The sequence below is a fragment of the Desulfoluna butyratoxydans genome (assembly GCF_900699765.1).
In the GTDB taxonomy this organism is placed as follows: domain Bacteria; phylum Desulfobacterota; class Desulfobacteria; order Desulfobacterales; family Desulfolunaceae; genus Desulfoluna; species Desulfoluna butyratoxydans.
On record NZ_CAADHO010000001.1, the window covers coordinates 967,797 to 989,019 of the forward strand.

14 protein-coding genes are annotated in these 21,223 nt (G+C 61.2%); 6 read left to right on the plus strand and 8 right to left on the minus strand.

Annotation, left to right across the window (positions count from 1 at the left end):
- The first annotated feature begins 1 nt into the window (after position 1).
- Positions 2–241 (plus strand): hypothetical protein, encoded by a 240-nt coding sequence (locus MSL71_RS04100; RefSeq protein WP_180137378.1) that lies wholly within the window; start codon positions 2–4, stop codon positions 239–241.
- Positions 242–353: 112 nt separating this feature from the next.
- On the opposite strand, the gene MSL71_RS04105 is transcribed toward MSL71_RS04100, so the two are convergent.
- The 7 genes from MSL71_RS04105 to MSL71_RS04135 all read right to left on the minus strand — a co-directional run bounded on the left by MSL71_RS04105 (position 354) and on the right by MSL71_RS04135 (position 11,750).
- Positions 354–851, minus strand: coding sequence for a MarR family winged helix-turn-helix transcriptional regulator (locus tag MSL71_RS04105; protein WP_180137379.1), 498 nt, complete (start codon positions 849–851; stop codon positions 354–356).
- Positions 852–1,411: 560 nt separating this feature from the next.
- Positions 1,412–2,044 carry a cobalamin B12-binding domain-containing protein gene (locus MSL71_RS04110; RefSeq protein WP_180137380.1) on the minus strand — a complete coding sequence of 211 codons (633 nt, stop codon included), beginning with the start codon at positions 2,042–2,044 and terminating at the stop codon, positions 1,412–1,414.
- 110 nt (positions 2,045–2,154) lie between these two features.
- Positions 2,155–3,582 carry a trimethylamine methyltransferase family protein gene (locus tag MSL71_RS04115; RefSeq protein WP_180137381.1) on the minus strand — a complete coding sequence of 476 codons (1,428 nt, stop codon included), beginning with the start codon at positions 3,580–3,582 and terminating at the stop codon, positions 2,155–2,157.
- 152 nt (positions 3,583–3,734) lie between these two features.
- On the minus strand, positions 3,735–5,309 hold the full coding sequence (locus tag MSL71_RS04120) for a BCCT family transporter (RefSeq protein WP_180137382.1): 1,575 nt from the start codon (positions 5,307–5,309) through the stop codon (positions 3,735–3,737).
- 1,328 nt (positions 5,310–6,637) lie between these two features.
- Positions 6,638–8,029: a sigma-54-dependent transcriptional regulator gene (locus tag MSL71_RS04125; protein ID WP_246317702.1), complete on the minus strand. Its 1,392-nt coding sequence runs from the start codon at positions 8,027–8,029 to the stop codon at positions 6,638–6,640.
- 68 nt (positions 8,030–8,097) lie between these two features.
- Positions 8,098–10,656 (minus strand): ATP-binding protein, encoded by a 2,559-nt coding sequence (locus MSL71_RS04130; protein ID WP_180137383.1) that lies wholly within the window; start codon positions 10,654–10,656, stop codon positions 8,098–8,100.
- Positions 10,657–10,949: 293 nt separating this feature from the next.
- Positions 10,950–11,750 carry a dihydropteroate synthase gene (locus tag MSL71_RS04135; protein ID WP_180137384.1) on the minus strand — a complete coding sequence of 267 codons (801 nt, stop codon included), beginning with the start codon at positions 11,748–11,750 and terminating at the stop codon, positions 10,950–10,952.
- A gap of 909 nt (positions 11,751–12,659) precedes the next feature.
- Here MSL71_RS04135 and MSL71_RS04140 point away from each other — a divergent pair.
- The 5 genes from MSL71_RS04140 (at position 12,660) to MSL71_RS04160 (ending at position 18,223) form a co-directional block, all read left to right on the plus strand.
- Positions 12,660–13,442 (plus strand): DUF2284 domain-containing protein, encoded by a 783-nt coding sequence (locus MSL71_RS04140; RefSeq protein WP_180137385.1) that lies wholly within the window; start codon positions 12,660–12,662, stop codon positions 13,440–13,442.
- A 381-nt stretch (positions 13,443–13,823) separates the two neighbouring features.
- The gene (locus MSL71_RS04145; protein WP_180137386.1) at positions 13,824–14,984 is read left to right on the plus strand and encodes an ABC transporter substrate-binding protein; all 1,161 of its coding nucleotides are present in this window, start codon (positions 13,824–13,826) and stop codon (positions 14,982–14,984) included.
- 16 nt (positions 14,985–15,000) lie between these two features.
- Entirely contained in the window at positions 15,001–16,656 is a 1,656-nt protein-coding gene (locus tag MSL71_RS04150) for an ABC transporter permease (protein WP_180137387.1), read from the plus strand.
- The gene (locus MSL71_RS04155) at positions 16,653–17,297 is read left to right on the plus strand and encodes an ATP-binding cassette domain-containing protein (protein WP_180137388.1); all 645 of its coding nucleotides are present in this window, start codon (positions 16,653–16,655) and stop codon (positions 17,295–17,297) included. The genes MSL71_RS04150 and MSL71_RS04155 overlap by 4 nt, the downstream gene beginning before the upstream one ends.
- A gap of 329 nt (positions 17,298–17,626) precedes the next feature.
- Entirely contained in the window at positions 17,627–18,223 is a 597-nt protein-coding gene (locus MSL71_RS04160; protein ID WP_180137389.1) for a CDP-alcohol phosphatidyltransferase family protein, read from the plus strand.
- On the opposite strand, the gene MSL71_RS04165 is transcribed toward MSL71_RS04160, so the two are convergent.
- Complete coding sequence (locus tag MSL71_RS04165; RefSeq protein ID WP_180137390.1) at positions 18,218–21,184, minus strand: PAS domain S-box protein; 2,967 nt, start codon at positions 21,182–21,184, stop codon at positions 18,218–18,220. The genes MSL71_RS04160 and MSL71_RS04165 overlap by 6 nt on opposite strands.
- Between the last annotated feature and the right edge of the window lie 39 nt (positions 21,185–21,223).

Below are 21,223 nucleotides of genomic sequence, written 5' to 3' on the forward strand. Positions count from 1 at the left end.
CATGGACCCAAACAGCCCATTGTCCAAACGGATCGGAGGCCTTCTGGCAAGCATCGCCGGATGCCTTCTCATGATCTACGTCATCGGCCCCTGGCTGGACAGCCTCTCCGCCATCAAGCCCCTGGCCGATTTCATTGAAGAGCGAGACATCAACGCCAACGCCTACTATTACACCGAGGTGGCTGAGTTCTCCGATGCCGAGCTCAACATGAAAAACACCATGACCTACATGCCCAAATAGGTCTTCTCCGCCCGCCACAATGCGGAAGGGAGGGCCCAAATAAAAAACGCCCGCGTATCACGCGGGCGTTTTTTTGTTTTTCCTATAAAGGGCACCTTGCTTGAAGCCGGGTTTACTCCTTGGCTTCCAGGGTGTTGATGGGACCGGAAAAGAGGATGGGGGCCACCTCCAGATTTTCCGCGTTCATCATGGATGCGATGCGCTGAAGGGAAGAGAGCAGAAGGGTCTGCTCCCAGGATTCGAGCTTGTTGAACCGCGCCACAAACTGCTCATGAAGCAGGGACGGCTTGTTCTGGATAATCTCAAGGGCCTTGTCGGTGGCTGCCACCAGCACCCGCCGCTTGTCGGTCTCCCCTTTTTTCCGTTTCAGGACCCCGTTCTTCTCGAGGCGTTCGACGATGTTGGTCACCGTGGCCTGACTGAGGCTCACCTTTTTGGCCAGGCTTCCGATGGAAATCTCCCCTTCCCTGGCGATCACCTGGATCACCACGAGCTGGGGCCCGGTCAGTCCGTATTTCTTAACAAGCTGCTTTGAGTGCAGGTCCGTGGCCCGTATGATCTGCCGCAGGGAGATCAACAGGTCGTAGCAGATATCATGGTCATCAACCATCGGTTACGCCTCTCCATAATAAAAGTGATCATTCCACACAAAATCCCTTCTATCAGCTCTCATAAGGCTTGTACAGAACCCACCTGTTTTTCCCTGCGTTTTTGGTCTCTCACACAACCACAGCCCTCTGATTAAGCAGAACAACCCCCCAAAGAATCAACAGAAATTTGACAAGCAGGTCTTAGGCAAGCCGTTCCAGGCGCCGCCGAAATGCATGCGGATTTTTCGTTCATAAAAAAAAGATTTTGCGGCGCTTTATTCACGAAAGCGCCCCGCCGGAGGCAACTGAATCATGACAACAGAGGGAAGGACATTTGAAACTCGGAATGAGAGGGAATTTCTGGTAGGGTGCCATGGGAGCCGAGGGGCAAAGGGTGCCTGAGGATACGCCGTTAGGAGGATCCGGTCGAATAGGAAGATTCGCCCGGGAAACGTATCGCGCCCCCTGTTTCACCACATCAACAGGCGGTCGGCATCATCCTTTGCCCCTCGGTCTCCAGTGGAGGGACAGGCACACACGATGGCAAGGCATCGCGGTGCCATAAAATGGGGTCCAAACCTCAGGCCAGCATGGCCTTGGCCAGCTTGCTTGCGGACCCGGCATCGGCGGCGTAAGCATCGGCCCCGATCTCATCGGCGAAGGCCTGGTCCACGGGCGCACCACCCACCATGATCTTCACCCCGTCGCGCAGGCCGGAGGCGGTGATCTGCTCCACCGTGGACTTCATCATGGGCATGGTGGTGGTCAGCAGGGCCGAGAGCCCAACGATGTCGGGCTGCTTCTCCCGGATCTCGTTTAGAAAGGTATCGATCTCCACGTCCACGCCCAGGTCGGTGACCTCAAAACCGGCACTCTCCATCATCATGACCACCAGGTTTTTCCCGATGTCGTGCAGGTCGCCCTTCACCGTGCCGATGACCACCTTTCCGACCGAGGCGTTATCATCCTCGGAGAGAAGGGGTTTCAAAATCTCCACGGCAGTCCCCATGGCCATGGCCGACATGAGCACCTCGGGGATGAACATCTCCCCGGTCTCCATGCGCCCCCCCACCACGTCCATGCCGGCAATAAGGCCGTCGGACAAAATCACCCCGGCCTCCATGCCCTGATCCAGAGCAGCCTTCACATGGTTCACAAGGGCTTCGTCATCTCCGGCAATGAGGGTATCGGTAATGGTTTTCAGGTCAGCCATAATCAGTCTCCTTCCGTTTTTCCGTAACGCCAGTCTAAAAATATCGGCCCGTCTCCCCGGCCTCCGACGTGTCGCCGGAGGCCGGGCCGGGCTTATCAGTCACAGCACAATCAACCCAGCCGTTTCGCCACAAAGGCAGCAAGGTCACGTTCCAGTTCGGGCTCCAGGGTGGACTCGGGGCAGGCGTCAAGCCGCTCTTTGTAAAGGCGGTTGGCACGCACCAGGGCGTCTTCGCCCCCCTGTTTCTCCCACTTTTCGTGGTTGTTCCAGTCCGATACCGTGGGCCGCCAGGCCGTTCGGCAATTTTTCATGGTGGTGGGGTGCATGAGAAAAGAGCCCTGGGGCCCGATGGTGCCGATGAGTTCTGCCGAAAGATCGGTGTGGATGCCGCCCACCCCTTCCATAAACCGGAGCACGCGGCTGATCATCTCCTCGTCCATGATGAACTTTTCAAAGGAGTTGGTCATGATGGAGTCCAGAACGCCCAGACACTCGTTGATGACATGGGCGCCGCCGAGCATGCACTGCATGAGGTTCTGCATGGTCTCGAAGCCCGCCTGGGCGTCCGGGACCTTGGCGTCGTTGAGCCCTGCCATGGTGCGGGTGGGCAGATGGTAGAGGTCCAGGGCCATCTGCAGGTTCACGATGTTGATGAGGTGGGACTCCGGAGAACCGGTGACGTACTGGGCGGTCATCATGTTGGGCACGGCCGTGGCCGGTGCGTAGATAACGCCTGCCCCGGGGGTGACCATCTGGCTCAGGACCAGGCCCGAAAGGATCTCGGCGTTCTGGAGCACCGCAGCCCCCAGAAGGCTCATGGGCGCGGAGATCCCGGCCAGGGCGCAGGAGAGGACCGTCACGGGCTGGTTGTACCGGGCATAGGTCATGATGGTTTCAATGGGCTCGGTATCAAAGGCCAAGGGGCTCAAGGGGTTGACGCTGGCGTAGACGCTGGGGTGGTCGGCAAGGAAGCCCTTGCCCACGGCCACCTCGTACATCGCAAACATCTCTTCGATCTCCCGGGCGGGCTGCACGTTGCGCTTCAACGGCTTGGTGGTGTGCTTGAGGGTCTCGAAAAAGATGCGCAGGGGGCGCTCTTCAGGGGGCACGTCGTTGGGCTCCACGGGGATGGCCCCGGAAATGGTGCACACCGGGCTCTGATGGGCCAGCTTGAAAAAGTCGATGAGGTCCGCCATGGTGGAGGCCCTTCGCCCGCGCTCCATGTCGTGGGTAAAGACGCAGCCGTTGCTCGGCTCCACATGGGTCCGGGTCTGGCCCTCGCCAAGGGTCACCACCGTCTCTTTGTCCCGGCCCCACAGGGAGATGGACGAAGGAGCGCTCTCAAGGGATTTCTCCAGGAGGGAGCGGGGAATCTTCACCCGGTGCCCGTCCACCTCGGCCCCGTTCTGCTTGAAAAGGGCCAGGGCTTCGTCCGACTTGAATTCGACCCCGGTGGTCTCAAGTACCTGGACGGTTGCTTCGTGAATGCGGGCCAGCTCGTCTGTGCCCACCACATTGATACGGTTTGCCAATGCCATGTCCTTGTTGTCTCCTGTCACGCAGCGGTATTACGAAATATCAAGGCGAAGGGGCGCGCCTCCCCTCCGCCGTTGTGATTCAAAGGAAGTCGTCCGGCCCAAGGACCCTGCAGAGAGAGCAGGGCCTGACTGGCCGTCCGCAAGGGACCGCTTTATGCGGCCTGTTTTGCCACCTCCTCTTCCAGGGATTCCGGAGGGGGCTGAAGAGCTGAAACGCTCCGGGTCTCATACCGGTGGAGGTCCTTGATGAAAAAGTAACCGGCCCCCAGCATGATGAAGAGCAGGGGAAAGGAGGTGAGGACCGCCACCGCCTGCAGGGGTTTGAGGCCGCCGATGAACATCAGGCTGATGGCCGCCACCCCGTTGACCACGGACCAGAACATACGGTTCCAGCGGGCGGGTTCCTTGTCCATGGGCAGCTCTTTGGTGCTCACCGTGGCCAGGACGTAGGACGCAGAGTCCAGGGTGGTGGCGCAGAAGATGAACATCAGCATGATGAACAGAGGCAGCATGACCTGCCCCAGGGGAAGGGCCGCGATGAGAGACGCGATGGTCTTGGCCGGACCGCTGGCCGCCATCATGGCGGTCATGGACTCGGCGCCGTTAAGCTCGATGTACAGGGAGTACCCGCCGAACACGCCGAAGAAGACGGCGCAGCCCAGGGGACCCCAGACGAGGACCGCAACGGCCATTTCACGCAGGGTACGGCCCTTGGAGATCTTGGCAAGGAAAACGCTCACAAAGGGAGACGCCCCGAGCCACCAGGCCCAGAAGAAAATGGTCCAGCCCTGGGGCCAGCCGCTCTGCCCGGCAGTGTCGGTCCACATGGACATGCGGATGACGTTGTCGAAAATCAGGCCGAGGCTGTTGACAAAGGTGTTGAGGATCCAGCTGGTGGGGCCCACCAGGAGCACGGCCGTCATGAGGATGAAGGCCAGAACCAGGTTGAAGTTACTGAGTCGCTTGATGCCCTTCTCCAGGCCGAAGTAGCAGCTGCAGCAGAACATAACGGTCCAGATGCCCACGACGATGATGTCCAGGGTGAGGCTGGTCTCCACGCCGGTGAATTTTGCGATGGTGGCCGACAGCATGGGTGTTCCCAAGCCCAGAACCGTGACCACGTTGCCCAGGATGGCGAACATGATGAGAAGGTCCACAAACAGTTTGAACCCGGGGCTCTTCACGTGGCCTTCAAAGGCCGCGCCGATGCTGAGGCGCTTGGTCTTGCGCTGGTAATACGAATAGGCAATGGGCACCCCGAAAACCGCGGTGAGCGCCCAGGGCACAAACCCCCAGTGAAAGATGCCGTAGCAGGCCGCCCACTCCTTGGCCTCCTTGGATCCCACCTCCAGGCCGAAGGGAGGACCCTGCATGTAATAAATGGGCTCGATAAAGGACCAGTAGATCAGGCCGGTGCCGATGCCGCAGCAGAAGAGCATGGCCACCCAGCTGATGTTGCCGAATTCGGGTTTGGCGTCCTGGCCGCCCAGCCTCACATGGCGGTAGGGGCCGAAGATCAGCCAGAGGAAAAAAATCACCGCTGCCACGGCAAAGAGCATAAAGGTCCAGCCCAGGTTGCCTGTGAAATACTTCCGGATGTTTGTCAGCACCACCAGCGCCTTGTCCTGAAACATGACGATGGGAATACAGGTGATCAGGGTCACCACCAGCGCCGAGAAAAACAGAACCGGTTCGATTTGTACGGGTTTGTCCGTCGAGTTACTCAATGTGTCACTCCTCCTTGATTGGTTGGACTTCTCTGGGACTCCGTGAAAAACCCTGCGGCTGAGCCCTGTGGCTGCGGCATGATTCCGGGATCGTCGCCTCGCCTGGACGTCGATCCCTTTGCCTGACCGCTGTGTTCTTCCCGAGCGCCCTCCCTACTCCCCCGCAACGCCTTTCCCGGATATTTCATGAGAAAACGGCCTCTGCTCGATTTTCTCACCCTTCGGGCGAGCCAAGTGCGCGCGTGCCGGACGTCGCGCCTCCCCCTTCGGCTCTGTGCGGGCAAACGTTCAGGGGCGAGGAGGCATCGGTAAAACGCAGCATCCCCGCCCCATGCGACCTAGGATCAGGGTATGGGTGATCCCCCCTGGGACCTGAGAACCGTCCCCAGGCCGCCCCCAGAAAACAAAAATGCCTGCGCGGTACACCACCACACAGGCATTCGATTTGTTTTCAGAGTTGTCAGCGCAGAAACCGCCTTACGGTCACCATGCTCCGGGCTCGGTTCAAGAAGAGAGGACCGATACACCTGGGCCACGCCGTCGGCCGGTTCTATGCAGAGCAGGCAGTGGGCCGCATCGGGCTGTGGGTTGTGTGGTTGGTTGTGCATCATGGTCTCTTCCATATCGGTCCCGTTGGCAACGCGTCCCGGCCCGAGCCCTGACGGGGGCTGGGGGCAAAAGGGACAGGGGCAGGCCATAAAACAGGAAAAACACTGCCCCCGGACCCTTCTCCGGGCGCCCTGCCCTGGCCGGGTCAGACAGGGTGCACCCTCCTTCATGCGGCGGAAGCCTTTGCCAGGCTTCGTCGGGGACGGCGGGTTTCGGTTCCCTCCCCACCACCGCCGCGGGTACACACCTCCCGGCCATGCACGGCGACTCTTTTTTTGGGTACGCATTCATTGCGTTTGCATCAGGAAATTGCATGGAGCGTGCCACCTAAGGCTGAAAGGGTAGTCATTGGGAGGGCAATAAAGTTAGAAAAGCTTGACAGCCATGGCTTTCACTCATCTAGAAAATTTCTACCGACACCCCTCGACCTCTCTCACCGCCTCTGGCCCTGCAATGTGCCCTGCCAGAGGCGCCTGACAATTCTTCAAATCTTTCGAAAGAATGCAAAACCCGGTTTACCCCATAAACGCATGCCCGGAAAATGCACACATCACGGCATCCGGACAAAGGTGGGATTACCCACGTGAAGGCATGAAGAAAAAAGAAGGCAACAGCGGGGTCAAGGCCATAAAAAACGCCCCCTTTTTAAGAAAAAAAAAGGGGGCGTGGTTCCTTGTGGTCAACCCTGTACGGGCAAGGGCGTCGACGGCCTTGGTTGCCTAATCGTCAGGCAGGATTTTCTTGCGCTGGTAGCGGAAGGTGTGATGGTTGAGGTTGAGCAGGCGAGCGGCCTTGGACTCGTTGCCCTTGGCCATCTTCAGGGCCTCTTTGAAATAAAAGGTCTCCATGGCGGTCCTCACCTCCTGGATATCGATGCCCGTGGGGGGCAGGGGCGCAAAGCCGGTGGGGCCGGATTCCATGATCTCTCCACGCCGGACGTCTTCAAGGCCCAGGTCCTCCACGGTGAGTTTTTCTCCCCTTGCGGTGAGCACCCCCCGCTCCATCATGTTCTTGAGTTCCCGGACGTTGCCGCTCCAGCTGTAGATAAGGAGACGGTCTTCGGCCTCCTCGGTCATGCCGGTGATGGTTTTTCCGAACTTCTCGGCAAAGGTGTGCATGAAGTTCCGGGCAAGGATCAGGGTGTCCTCCCGCCGCTCGTTCAGGGAGGGGACGTTGATCTTGATGACCCCCAGGCGGAAGAAAAGATCCTTACGAAAGGTCTCCTCGGTGATCATCTTGTCCAGATCCCGGTTGGTGGCCGAGACGATGCGGGTCTTCACCTTGCGCTTCACCGTGCTCCCCACCTTGTAGAACTCGCCCTCTTCAAGGAACCGAAGGAGCTTGGCCTGGGTATCGAGGCCCATGTCCCCCACCTCGTCCAGAAAGAGGGTCCCGCCTTCGGCCGCCTCGATGAGCCCGGTCTTGCCCGTGGTGCTGGCCCCGCTGAAGGCACCCTTTTCATACCCGAAGAGCTCGCTTTCAATGAGTTCCTTGTGAATGGCCGCGCAGTTCACCGTCACAAAAGGACCTTTGAAGTTGGGGCTGCGGTAGTGGATGGTGCTGGCAATGAGCTCCTTGCCCGTGCCGGTTTCCCCCAGAATCAGCACCGGTGTGTCCGGGCTCTTGGCCACCATGGTGATGAACTCCATGATGTCGTGGATGGCGTTGCTCTCCCCGATGAAGCAGGGCATGTTCTCGGTGAGCTGCCGCTCCTGCAGGGCCCTCACCTCTTTTCTCAGGCGAATGGTTTCCAGGGCGTTTTCAATGGTGTTCTCAAGCCCCTCCATGTGGATGGGCTTGATGATGTAGTCGTAGGCCCCTTTTTTCATGCAGGTGATCACGGAATTGATGTCCTCGTAAGCCGTGATCATGATCACCAGCACATCCGGATGGATCTCCTTGATCCGGCCCAGGGCCTCGACCCCGTCCATGCCGGGAAGCCCGATATCCAGGAGAATCAGGTCCGGGGCATCGGCCGTCACCCCCTTTATGGCCGACTCCGCGTCGGCAAACCCCGTGAGGGTATACCGGTCGGAGAGGGCCAGGGTGATACCCTCCCGGATTGTCTCCTCATCATCTACGATAAATATTTTGTAATCGATCGTCATCATACTCTGCATTGTCCCCATCCCGGACAGTCAACCATCCGGGCGATATAGTGATATCGGCGCACCCACCGCTACAGCCCATGCCGGACATTCCGGGATTCGCCGCGGTCGCCCTCCAGGGGCAGGGCCACCACAAACCGGGCCCCGCCGCCTTCGCCCTCTTCCACCCGGATGCTGCCGCCGTGGTCGGTAACGATGCGGTGGCAGAGGCTCAGGCCGATGCCGGTGCTGTTGTTCTTGGTGGTAAAAAACGGTTCGAAGACCCGGTCCCGAACCTCCCGGGGAACCCCGGGCCCGGAGTCCTCCACCTGAAGGATGATCTCCCCCCCCTCCAGAAAAGTGGAGACGCGAATCCGCTTCTCCCAGGGCCATGCCTTTAGGGCGCTGGCCGCGTTGGTGATGAGGTTGAGCACCACCTCTTCAATGAGCTGGGGCTCGGCATAACACCTGGGCAGGGCCTCGTCCAGCCGCTGCTCCACATGGATGTTGCTCTTGGTGAGCATCATCATGGACAGGGCCAGAGCCTCCCGCACCGGCTTGTTGATCCGGGTCAGCACGATCTTGGGTTCACACGGTTTGGAAAAGTTCATCACCCGCCGGATCACCGACTCAATCTTTCCCGAAGCCGAACGCACCTGGCGAAACACCGGCTCCAGCTCCGCCATGGACCGTCCGGCGGCCACCCTCTTTTCCAGGGTGCTCATGTAAATATTGATGCCCGACAGGGGGTTCCGGATCTCATGGGCGATGCCTGCGGCCACGTGCCCCAGGGAGGCCATCTTGTCCTGAACCACCAGCAGGTGTTCGAGCTCCTTGGCCCAGGTGATGTCCATGGTGTTGATGAGCATGGCCGACTCCCCCTGGAACTCGATGGGGTTGGCCCGGCAGGTCACCCAGATCTGTCGCCCCTCATCCTTGCTTCCGGTGGTGGGGGTAAACCGAAACTCCGCCTCATGGAGACCCGGTTCCCCGTTCATGACGGCCTCGGAAAAACGGTTCACGGCTTCGAGGTCGTCGGGGTGGATCGTCTCATCCCGGCGTGTCCCGAAGGGAGCCAGCGCCCCCATGATCCGCTCCTGCTCGGGGTTGTTGTACACCACCTCCCCGGCCTGGACGATGGTGATGCCCGTCAGGGCGCTCTCCACCAGGTCCCGGAACCTTTTTTCACTCTGCTTCAGGGCCTCCTCGGATCGGCGCCTCTGCACCATGCGCCACATCCCGGCCATGAGCAGGGTCACCTGGCGCTGGTCCGCGTCGTCATACGGAACGGGCTTGTTGCCCACCCCGGCAACGACCACCACCTCTCCGCGCTTCAATACCGGAATATTCATGTACCGGAAAATGGGGCCGACACCGGTGGGCACGCCCTTCATGGCCGGGTTGCTGGCCGGATAATCGTTGGTGGTCACCGGCACCCGCCTGGCCAGGGCCTCGCCCCAGAATCCCTTAAACTCATCGGGAAAGCCTTCCGGGGTGCAGGTGGCGGTCCACCCCTTGCCCGCGGCGGCGTACGGGGAGTCATGGACAAAGAGCCACCCGGTGCTGTCGGCAAAGGCCAGGTAGCCGAACCGGCTCCGGGTCAGCTTCACCGCCTCCTTCACGGCAAAGGCCATGATCTCGTCTAAGGAGGCCTCGGTCATCTGGTTGAGGCGCAGCAGGGCTTCCAGCCTTTTTTCGTTGACGCGCAACTCCTCGGTGCGCTGGGCCACCTGCATCTTCAGGGTGCGGTTGATGGCGATGACAGCGGCCATGATCACGGCCACCACGATGAACATGGAGCTGATCACCGTCCAGAAGGTGGGGTTCCGGTAAAAGGGGATCTGTTCCAGCCGGACCCACTTGTTGTAGATGTCTGCCCGCTCCTCCTCGGTGATGAGGGCCAGCCCTTTTTCCATGATGCTCCCGAGAAGGGGCCAGTCATTTCGGGTGGCCGTGCCCAGTTCCACCTTGAAATCAATGGTGCCGGCCAGCCTCAGGTTGGTGATCTGCTGGTCCTCGATGACAAACAGGGCGTTGGGCACCTCCATGATCATGGCATCGAGCTCCCCGAAGGAGACCATGCGCATCCCCTCACGGCCGCTGGAAACGGGGACCAGGTTGAGGTCCGGGTAGGTGCCCCTGATGTAATGGTACACGGCGTAACCGGCGGGCACGCCGATGGTCATGTTCTGCATCCGGCCCAGGGTCAGCACGCCCGGCACGCTCTTTTTGACGATGATGGTGTTGGAGAGGGTAAAAAGGGTCGGGGACCAGTTCAGGAATTCCCCCCGTTCGCGGGTATGATGGGCGGCGCTGATGATGTCCACCTCCCGGTGGCGCGCCAGGGTCAGGACATTCTCCCAGGAATCGATGCGGATCACCTTGAACCGAAATCCAAGGCGCTCCTCCACAAGGTGCATGTAGTCGGCAACGAGCCCACGGTAGCGTCCGTTTTCATCGAAAAACTCAAGGGGTTCCCAGTTGGGGGACGGGGCCAGGCGGATCTTGCCGTCATGGGCGGTGAGCCATTGACGCTCTTCAGGGGTCAGCGGATCCACAGCGGCGGGGGTGGCAGCCGATGCCGCGGCCGAAAAAGCGAAAAGCAGCAAAAGAGCTGCCAAAAGGAACCTCACGTCAGGCCGTCGCACCATGCCCCCCTCTTTTTTGTGTTCATTCGAAGCATCCCGGCCCCTGCCCTGCAATGAGCCGAGGCCATAAAAAGGGATGTTTCCGCTGATCTTTCACCTGTTGTCAGGGGTATCACAAACCCGCCGGAAAAACCAACCCTCCACCGCCCCACCGCCGTTTTCCACTCGGTGAGGTCTTGATAAAGCCGCTGCAGCGCGGCGCCCGTCCCGCCATACCACGGGAAAAAACGCGGCGGGACCAAGGCCGCGTGCAGCCGGCTTACCAAAAGGGGCGCCATGGATGCGCCCCGAAATCGTTACGCCTTGATCCTGCCTGCGCGCACGCCCTTAAGGTAGTTCATACAGAATTTATCCCCGCCTTTCAGGGCGACGGCCGTGGTCAACGTGGCCATCAGCTCGCCGTCCAGGGGGTCCATGATGGCCGAATCAAGGCCCCGGGCCATCATCATGGCCAGAAAATTGCGGTTCACCATCCGCCTCTGGGGAAGGCCGAAGGAAATGTTGGAAAGCCCGCCGGTGGTGTGCACCCCGGGAAGTTCCGTCATGATGCGCTCCACCGCCTCCATGGCCATGGTCCCGTTGCCTGTTGCCACGCTCAGGGGCTGAATCAAGGGGTCGATGAAGATGTCGTCCCGCTCCACCCCGATGGAAGCAAGGGACTCCACCAGGCGCCTGGCCCGGTCAAAGACCTCATCCACGGAAGTGGGCATGCCGGAATCGTCCATGCAGAGGGCCACCACCCGGCACGCTTTCCCTTTGAAAAAAGCCATCATGGGCTCGAACCGGTCCGTCTCCAGGCTGATGGAGTTGATCATGGGCTTCTGCGCTGCAAGGCCGTAAGCCATCTCCAGGATCGCGGGGTCCGGGCTGTCCAGACACAGGGGAAGGGAAGTCGCCTCCTGAACCACCCCAAGGAGCCAGCGCATGTCCTCTTCTTCACACCCGATACGGGCCCCGGCATTGACGTCAATGTACGTGGCCCCGGCGGCCTCCTGCTTTTTTACATCCTCTGCGATGTAGTCGGCGTCCCGGTCGGCCACAGCCGCCTTCACGCTTTTCAGGGTAGTGTTGATCCGCTCTCCGATGACAGTAAACATAGGCTCGTCGCTCCCATTATGCCGAGGCACCCCGCAGCGGGGCACAGGGCTCTCTTTCTTCGGTTACCGGTTGAGTTCCAAGGGCGTCGGCATCGGTGTCAAACAGGCGATACCGGTCCCCGATATCATGGCATGTCAACCGGCCGTGGACACCAGGAGGAGACGGGGGGCTGCATGGGGGCGCTTCAGGCAGTGGTTGGACGTTCAGGGGACGTGCCTGAAAGCGCCTGCGGCAAATAAAAAGGCGGTGGCACATGCGCCGTATCCGGGCAGGGGAGAAGCCGTCTCTTCCGGGGGGAATGGAGCTGCATCCATAATCTCTGCCGGGGCCGCCGCCTTGGCTCATTCACCGTCGCCCATGCGTGCCCTCACCCTCCGGTGGAACCGGCCGGTGATTCCCCCCTCGTGTTGCACAAGCCGTACCAAGGGAGGCCCCAAACACAAAGTCCCCGCACAGCAACCCATGGGTGCCCGCCGACCTGCCACCGGGCGGGCCCGGGGCCTGGAAAAATTGCGAAGAATTGGCAAAATCCCCACATTACCTGAAGATGGAAGCGGCGTCGCCCGCCGCACTTAACTATATATAGTCTTGAATCTGTTGCCTGTCCTTTTTCACCTAAATAACATGCGCCTGATTCTTTAACGAACGCTCCGCAAGCCGACCATTTTCTTCTTTCAATAACATACAATTTCAGATATATAGAAATATACCACACCATCAGGCACTATCCCGCATTACTTACCTTTAGCACCGCATACTGCACCTGCGAAATACCTTTTTTTGCTTTTTCACCGAGCACCCCGACAAGATGGACGATGTCGGCGCAAAACAACGGAGGGAGACCCCATGGGTGTTCCCATCCGTCACCACAACGCCCCATGGTGCCATGCACCAAAGGAGAGCCAGTCATGTTGCCCAGGTGCCCTGGAAGGGACCAGACCCTGATGTCTGTCCCCGAGCTGTTTCCCTGTCCCCACTGCGGACAGGAGCTCGAAATCTGGAGAGATGAATCAAAAGGACGGTGCCCCGCCTGCACCAACCACGTTGCCAGGCAGGAAGCCCTGGCCTACTCCGTCAACATCTCGAGCCGCGAACGTCGCATCCCCGTGGGGGAGGATGTCTCCATGGCCGTCTGCGAAGCGGCGGACCCGTCGGGGGAGCCCATCTATTACGAGCGGTTTGAAACCGTGGTGCCCCTCTCCGCCATCGAGCACCACAGCAGGTACAAAACGGCCTGCGAAGCCTGCCGCCAATACGGCACCAACCTCGCCTGCCCCCCGTTCAGCCCGACGTTTATCCACTACACGCAAGGCAAAAAAAGCGCCCGGGTCATCTGCCTTCGCCTTCCCCTGGAATACTTCTCCGGGGAGCTCCTGCAGGACCGTTACCGCCTCTGTTTCAAGCAGGTCCGCGGTTTTCTGGTGGATGAGCTCTACGCCTCACGGGAAGAGGGCTACACCATTGCCGGTGCCGGCCCCTGCATGGCATGCGATCGCTGCGTCGCTGAAGAGGGGGTCACCATATGCGCCAAGCCCGATCAACGAATCTTCAGCCTTGAATCCCTGGGGGTGAATCTCATGGACCTGGCCCGGCGATGCTTCGGCATCGACCTGGAGTGGAGCAACGAAAGCCACACCGCCCACTTCGTCTGCGCCATGGGTGCGGTTTTCTTCCATGGAGACGCCGCATAACCCTGCCCTTCCACCCAATCAGGGCCAACGCATTCAGATGTTGCCTCCGGCGGCCCTTCCGGGAGCCAAACGTTTGAAACGTTTGACAAACAGGTTTCGTTTTTTGGACGGGTCGCAACCGGCCATAGCCCCTCTCATTTTTTTCGTTTTTACTGGAACGTTTTGCGGAGCTTTTTTCAAAAAGCGACCCGCCGGAGGCAATGGAATTGTTGAGTGCGTTGGCCCTGAATATCCCCCCCTTTCACCTTCCCCGGACATCCTCAAAATGGTAGCATTGTCTTTCGCATTGATGTATATCGCAGTACGTCATTGGCAATTCCAATAATTCCCATAGAGCAGACACCTGCCGATAAACCGCCCTTTTCGAAAGGACAGCCCATCATGCTCACACGCCTCCTTTTCTGCCTGGCCCTTCTCCTGCCCCTCTCGTCGGCCCACGCCGGACCCTGGCAACAGACCCTTTCCGACGCCCGGGGGCAGACCGTTTACTTCAACGCCTGGGGCGGCAGCCAGGAGATCAACACCTATATCCGATGGGCCGGGGCCGAGGTGAAAAAGCGCTACGGCATTCGCCTTGTCCATGTGAAAGTCACGGACATCTCCGACGTGGTGGGCCGCATTCTGGCGGAAAAAGTCGCAGGCAAGACCCGGGACGGGTCCGTTGACATGATCTGGATCAACGGCGAGAACTTCAAGGCCATGAAGGAGGCCGGGCTCCTCCACGGCCCCTTTGTCAAGGAGCTGCCCAACGACACCCTGGTGGACCGGGAAAGGCTCCAGGTGGACAGGGATTTCACCGTCCCGGTGGAGGGACTGGAGGCCCCCTGGGGCGTGGGACAACTCAACCTCATCTTCGATCCCCAGCGCACGCCGGAGCCCCCCACAAACGCAGCGTCCCTGCTTGCCTACGCCAAGGCCCACCCCGGACGCGTGGCCTACCCCATGCCTCCAGAGTTCCACGGTTCCTCCTTTCTCAAGCAGGTGCTCCTGGACCTGACCGACGACCCGGCCCCCTTGTACAACCCTGCCTCCGAAGCCGACGTGGCCCGGGTCACAGCGCCCCTGTGGCGATGGCTCGACGCCCTTCACCCCGTTGCCTGGCGCAGGGCCGGGGCTTTTCCCACGGGCAGTTCCCACATGGTACAGCTCTTAGACGACGGGGAGATCGACCTGGCCATCAGCTTCAACCCCCAGGACGCCCGCGCCAAAGCCGCACAGGGCCTCCTCCCCGCCGGGGCACGGTCCCTGGTCTTTGACATGGGCGCCCTCACCAACAGCCACTTTCTGGCCATCCCCTACAACAGCGACGCCAAGGCAGCATCCAAGGTGGTGATCAACTTTCTCCTGTCCCCCGAGGCCCAGGCCAGAAAAGCGGACACCGACATCTGGGGTGACCCCGCGGTTCTTGCCATGGCCAGGTTAACGCCCGAAGAGCAAGCCCTCTTCAAAACCGCCCCCGCGCTCTGCAAAAGCGTGGCCGAGCCCCACCCCTCCTGGATGACGGCCCTTGAGAAGGAGTGGAATAAACGGTACGGGCAGTGATGCCAAAGGGACGTCTATGATGCTGCGTGTTTTCCCAACCCTTGTTGCGATCTTCTGCCTGGCCCCCCTGGCCTTCGGCTTAGCTGGCGTGGTGCTTCCCGCCCTGGGCGCGGTGCCTGCCACAGGAGCCCTGCGCCCGGGCGCAGGGGCTTTTCGCCTGCTCCTGGCCGAACCGGGCCTGGGGACAAGCATGGGCCTCACCGTGCTGTCGGGTGTCGGCGCCCCGCTCCTCTCCCTGGCCCTTTCCCTGCTTGTGGTCACCTTCACCCGGGGCACCGGCTGGTGGACGTGGATCCGGCGGGTGCTGCCCCCGGTGCTGGCCCTGCCCCATGTGGCCTTTGCCGTGGGCTTTGCCTTCCTCATCTCCCCCAGCGGCTGGCTGGTGCGCCTCATCTCTCCGGTCCTCACCGGCTGGCACCGCCCCCCGGACTGGCAGATCATCCAGGATCCCCTGGGCCTTACCCTCACCCTGGCCCTGGCCTTCAAGGAGACCCCCTTTCTCATCCTCATGTGCATGGCGGCCCTCTCCCAGATCGACACGGACCGTCAGCTCCGGCTCGGGCGCAGCTTCGGTTACCCGCCTCACCGGGTCTGGCAAAAGCTCCTCATCCCCCAGCTCTACCCCCTGATCCGGCTGCCCTTATTTGCCGCCATGGCCTACAGCCTCTCGGTGGTGGACATGGCCCTGCTCCTGGGCCCCAACAGGCCCCCCACCCTGGCGGTCAAGGTGTTTCACTGGTTCCAGGAGCCGGAGCTTGCCCTCATGCCCCGGGCAGCTGCAGGGGCCCTTCTCCTCTTCGGCCTGACCCTGGGGCTCATGGGGTGCTGGATGGCCGTGGAGCGCCTCCTGGCCCCCCTGCTCAAAAAAAACCAGATCAACGGAAGGCGCGGACGCCCAAGCCGCTTTTTGGCAGGAATCGCCCGCCTCAGCGTTCCGGCAGGGGCTCTTGTCACCCTGTCGGTCTTTGCCGGGCTTTGCCTCTGGAGCGTGGCACAAAGGTGGCGGTTCCCCCATGCCCTGCCCTCCCGCATGACCCTGGTGAACTGGACGGCGGAGCTGCCCTTTGCCTCGGAACCCATGGGCGTGTCCCTTGCCATGGCCGCCGTGGTGAGCGCTACGGCCGTTTTTCTTGTGGTGGGCTGCCTGGAGCATCAGGCACGCTCCCAGAGGTGCCTGCCCCTGGGCCTCATCGCCCTGCCCATCCTGCTCCCCCAGCTCCCCATGGTCTTCGGGATCCAGGTGGCAGCCCTCAAGGCAGGCCTCTCCGGGTCCCTCGCCCTGGTGATGTGGGGGCACCTCCTCTTTGTCTTTCCCTACACCTGGCTCTGCCTCAACGGCACTTACCTTGCCTTTGACCAGCGCTACGTCACCGCAGGGCTCTCCATGGGCCGGTCGCCCCTGGCCTGCTTTTTCAGGATCAAGCTGCCCATGCTCCTTCGACCCGTTCTCTTCTCCTGGGCCGTGGGATTTTCCGTCTCCATCGCCCAGTTCCTCCCCACCCTGATGCTCGGGGGCGGGCGGGTCCCCACCATCACCACCGAGGCCGTGGCCATCGGCAGCGGAGTGGACAGGCGCCTTGCCGCGGTCTACGCACTGATCCAGGTCGCCCTGCCCACCCTGGCCTATGCCACGGCCCTCGTGATTCCACGACTCAAGCGAGGCACCCCATGACCCACACACTGGCCGTCTCCGGCCTCACCATCCATCACGGCACCGAGGCCCTCTGCCACACCTTGAGCTTCACCGTGGCCCCCCGGGAGGTGGTCACCCTCATGGGGCCGTCGGGCTGCGGAAAATCCACCATCCTCAGCTGGATCTCAGGGGCCCTGGCCCCGGCCTTCAAGGCCACGGGAGAGCTTTCCCTAGGCGGGCGGTCCCTCTCGGGCCTGCCCGTGGAGAAACGGGGCATCGCCATCCTCTTTCAGGACGACCTCCTCTTTCCCCACATGACCGTCCTGGAAAACCTTCTGTTCGCCCTGCCCGGCGGGAAACCGGTCCAACGGCGGGACAAAGCGATGCAGGTCCTCTCGAAGCTGGGCCTCGCCGAGCTGGCACACCGCCACCCCACGGCCCTCTCCGGCGGCCAAAAAGCCCGCATCAGCCTCATGCGTGCCCTCATCAGCCGCCCCGACGCCGTGCTGCTGGACGAACCCTTTTCCAAACTGGACAAGCCCTTGAGAAAAAGCTTCCGGGCCTTTGTCTTCGACCAGATCACCGCCATGGGAATCCCGGCCCTCCTCGTCACCCACGACGAAGACGACATCCCCGAAGGCGGCCGGCTCATTCGATTGGAAAATCAGATAAAACGCTAAAAAAACGTCTCCGGCGGCCCTGCCGGGGGCCAAACTTTTAAAAAGTTTGACAAACAGGTCTTGTGAACGCCTCGGACCGGCCGAGCGTTATCGGCAAGCCGACCAGTTACAACTGATTCAGGTTAATCTGAAGTAATGTCATGGGCCTCTCGAGCATAAGCGGTTGCCCCATGTCGCACATCACGCGAATGCCCATAAAACCATTGCATCATGACTCCCTCCACGCATTCGCCTTAGGGTTTCCAGGTGCCCCCACCTGGCCGCCGGAGGCTGCTTTTAAACGGGGTTTGGCTATTGAGGGATCGTAAGAACATTAAGGAGGAAAACATATGCTGGATAAATGGAGTGCGGGGTGGGTGAAACGCCCCCTGGAGGGATTGGCCGCCCCGTTAAAGGCCCGGGGGGTGCATGCGGATAAGGTGACGATGACGGGATTCGGCGTGGGGGTGCTGGCGGTGCCGGCCCTTGCCATGGGGTGGTACGGCGTGGCCCTTGTGTTTATTGTTGCCAACCGCATCGCAGACGGTATTGATGGCATCCTGGCCCGGGACGCTGGCCCTTCGGATGCGGGAGGGTTCCTGGACATTGTCCTGGATTTTATCTTTTACTCCGCCGTGGTGGTGGGGTTTGCCCTGGCCGATCCCGGGCGCAACGCCCTGGCTGCGTCCGTGCTCATTTTCAGCTTTGTGGGGACCGGATCCAGCTTTCTGGCCTATGCGGCCATGGCCCACAAACAGGGACGTGACCCCAGCGGAAAAGCCCTCAACTACCTGGAAGGACTCACCGAAGGAACCGAGACCATCGCCTTTTATGTGGCAGCCTGCCTGTTTCCAACGGCCTTTCCAGCTCTGGCCCTTGCCTTTGCAGCGGCCTGCGGCATCACCACGGTGACCCGTGTTTCAAGGGCCTATCAAGACCTTTCATGACCCTGGAGCCCCGGCGCAGCAGGCAATATCCAGCACCTCCCTCACCTTGCTGGTGAGCCCTTCGATGGTAAAGGGCTTCTGGATAAAATGGATCCCCTCTTCCAGCACGCCGTGGTGGGCGATGACGTCGTCTGAGTACCCGGACATGTAAAGGACGCGGATCCCGCTGTAGAGCTGGGATACCCGGGTGTAGAGTTCCCGGCCGTTCATGCCCGGCATCACCACATCGGTGAGGAGCAGGTCCACGGCCCCTTCGTGGTTCTTCAGGACGGCCAGGGCCTCCTCACCGCCCGCGGCGTCAAAGACGCGATAGCCCAGGCGGGTCAGAACGCTCACCGTCATGTTCCGCACCACCTCGTTGTCCTCGGCCACCAGCACCGTCTCATGGCCCGAGGCCACGGCCTTCTCCTCGGTCACCTCGGGCATCTCGGCCACGGGCTCCTCCTCCCGGAGGAAATAGAGGGAGAACACCGCGCCTTCCCCCTGGCGGGTATCCATGCGCACCGCCCCCCCGTGCTGGGTAATGATCCCGTACACCGTTGAGAGCCCCAACCCGGTTCCCCCTTTGCCCTTGGTGGAGAAAAAAGGCTCAAAGGCATGCTCGGCCGTGGTGGGGTCCATGCCGTGCCCCGTGTCCCGCACCTCCACCAGCACATACTCCCCCGGGGAGAGGTCCAGGTGAAGCCGAGGCGCATCGGCCTCCTGAACGACCATGCGCACGGCAATGGAGAGTTCCCCGCCGTCGGGCATGGCATCCTGGGCGTTGACGGCCAGGTTCATGAGGATCTGCTCCACCTGGCCCATGTCGGCGCGCACCGGGCACGAAGTCTCCGCCAGGGAGACGGTGAGGGCAATATCCTCCCGGAGGGTCTGCCGCAACAGAGGCTGCATCCCGGCAACAATGGCCCTCAGGTCCAGGGGGTCCAGCCGGAGCACCTGCTTTCGGCTGAAGGCCAGAAGTTGCCGCACCAGGTTGCGGGAACGCTCGGCAGCGTTTTTGATCTCCAGGGAATAGCCGTAACACTCCTCCCCTTCGGGAAGCTCGTCCAGCAGGAGTTCCGCATACCCCAGGATGGGGGAGAGCATGTTGTTGAAGTCATGGGCGACGCCTGCTGCCAGCCGACCCACGGATTCGATCTTCTGCACCTGCTGAAGCTGGGACTGCAGTTTTCTCTGCTCGGTCTGGTCGATGAAATAGGCCATGTAGGTGCCTTCACCCAGGGCCACGGCCTCGATGATGCCGTGGATAATCGCCCCGTTTTTATGGTGCAGCGGGGTCTCGGACCGGACATGTTCCTCCCGCTTCAGCCGCTCAAAGTTGGGCGCTCGCTTGCCGGTGCCGTCGGCACCGACGATGTCGATTACCTTCAGGGCCGCCAGCTCGCTTCGGGTGTAGCCCACCATCCTGCAGGCGGCCTCGTTGGCCTCCACAAAGCCCCCCTCCTCGCCGAAAATGAAAATCCCCACCGGGGAGTTGTCGATATACGCCCGATACCGCCTCTCGCTGGCCCTCAAGGCCTCTTCGGCACGGCGCCGCTCCGTGATGTCCCGGCCGATGGACTGGAATTCCCGAAGCTCCCCGTCATCGGAAAAAATGGCGCGATCCGTCCACTCCTGCCAGCCCCTTCGGCCGGTGGGGTTAATCACCTCATGTTCGTAGGTGTCCATGGGGTTTTCAGGGGTCAGCTCAAGGAAATGATCCCGCACGGGGTCCCGCACCGCCGGGGGAAGAAAGGCAAAAAAGTTCTGCCCCAAAAGCTCTTCCCGGGCCATACCGAACATGCGGCAGTAACTCTCGTTGACGTCCGTCAACCGGCCGTCGGGCAGGAACCGGCACACCATGGCCGGCATGTCTTCCACCAGGATCCGGTAACGCCGGTTGCTCCAGCGAAGGCCCTCTATGGCATGTTTCTGCTGGGTGATGTCCGTGACAAACCCTTCCAGGGCCACCACCACCCCGCCGATGCGGACCACACTGCCCTTCTCCCAGACCCACTTTTCGGTGCCGTCCCTGGTCAGGAGGCGGTACTCCATCTCAAAGGAGTCGCTGCCCGAGACACCTGCATCCACGGTCTCCTTGACCATGGCCCGATCCTCAGGGTGCACCAGGGTGTTGTAGGCCACCGCCCGGTTCCCCACCATCTCCTCCGGGTGGTAGCCGGTCAGCTCATATCCCCCCCGGCTCACAAGCACCATGGTCCATTCCCCATCGTACTTGCACCGGTAAGCCATGCCCGGCAGGTTTTTCAAAAGGGTGTCCATGACGCGCCGTGATTCCCCCAGGCCGGCCTCGGTCTCGGCCCGGTCCAGGTCCCGGTTCACCCCCTCAATGGCACGGGAGACCTCCACTTCCACCTCCTGCACCAGGCACGCCTCCTCGTCCCCGGCCGTTTCGTGGGACGGAAGGGTCACGCTCATCATCCCCAGGAGCTGCCCGCCCCGGGCCAGCCGGGTCACGATGCTCCCCTGCTGGCTGCACGCGCTCCCAAAGGAGCAGCTCGCACAGATCCCGCCGGCCTCTGCCTGGCAATATCCCCCTTCCGGAGTCAAAAGGTCCCTGCCGCACCGGGGAAGCCAGCCGGCCTCCAGTTTCCGGCCCAGGGCCTCCCCCTTCTCCCCCATGCCGGACTGAGCCCAGGTGCGTTGCCTCCTGTCCGTGCCGAACAGGACAATCCAGACCGATTCGTACCCTCCGGCATCCACCAGGGTCCGGCACACGTTTCCGATCAACACCTCGGGACTCTTCATGCCCGACGTCACGGCAAGGGACCGCCGGACGGCCCTGTGCACACAGTGGACATGCTCCAGGCGAGCACAGGCCTTGCGCAGCGAGTCAACGACACGGCGGTCTCCCCCCTGGGCGGCAAGGGTGTCTTCCATGGCGTCGATCTCACGAGACACGTGGGTGCTGGAACAGGCAAAGATATCGTGGATCCCCGCAGACTTGTGTTTTTTTTGCATGGGTAGCAATCCTCAAAAGAGCGTGCCCGCACATGGGTT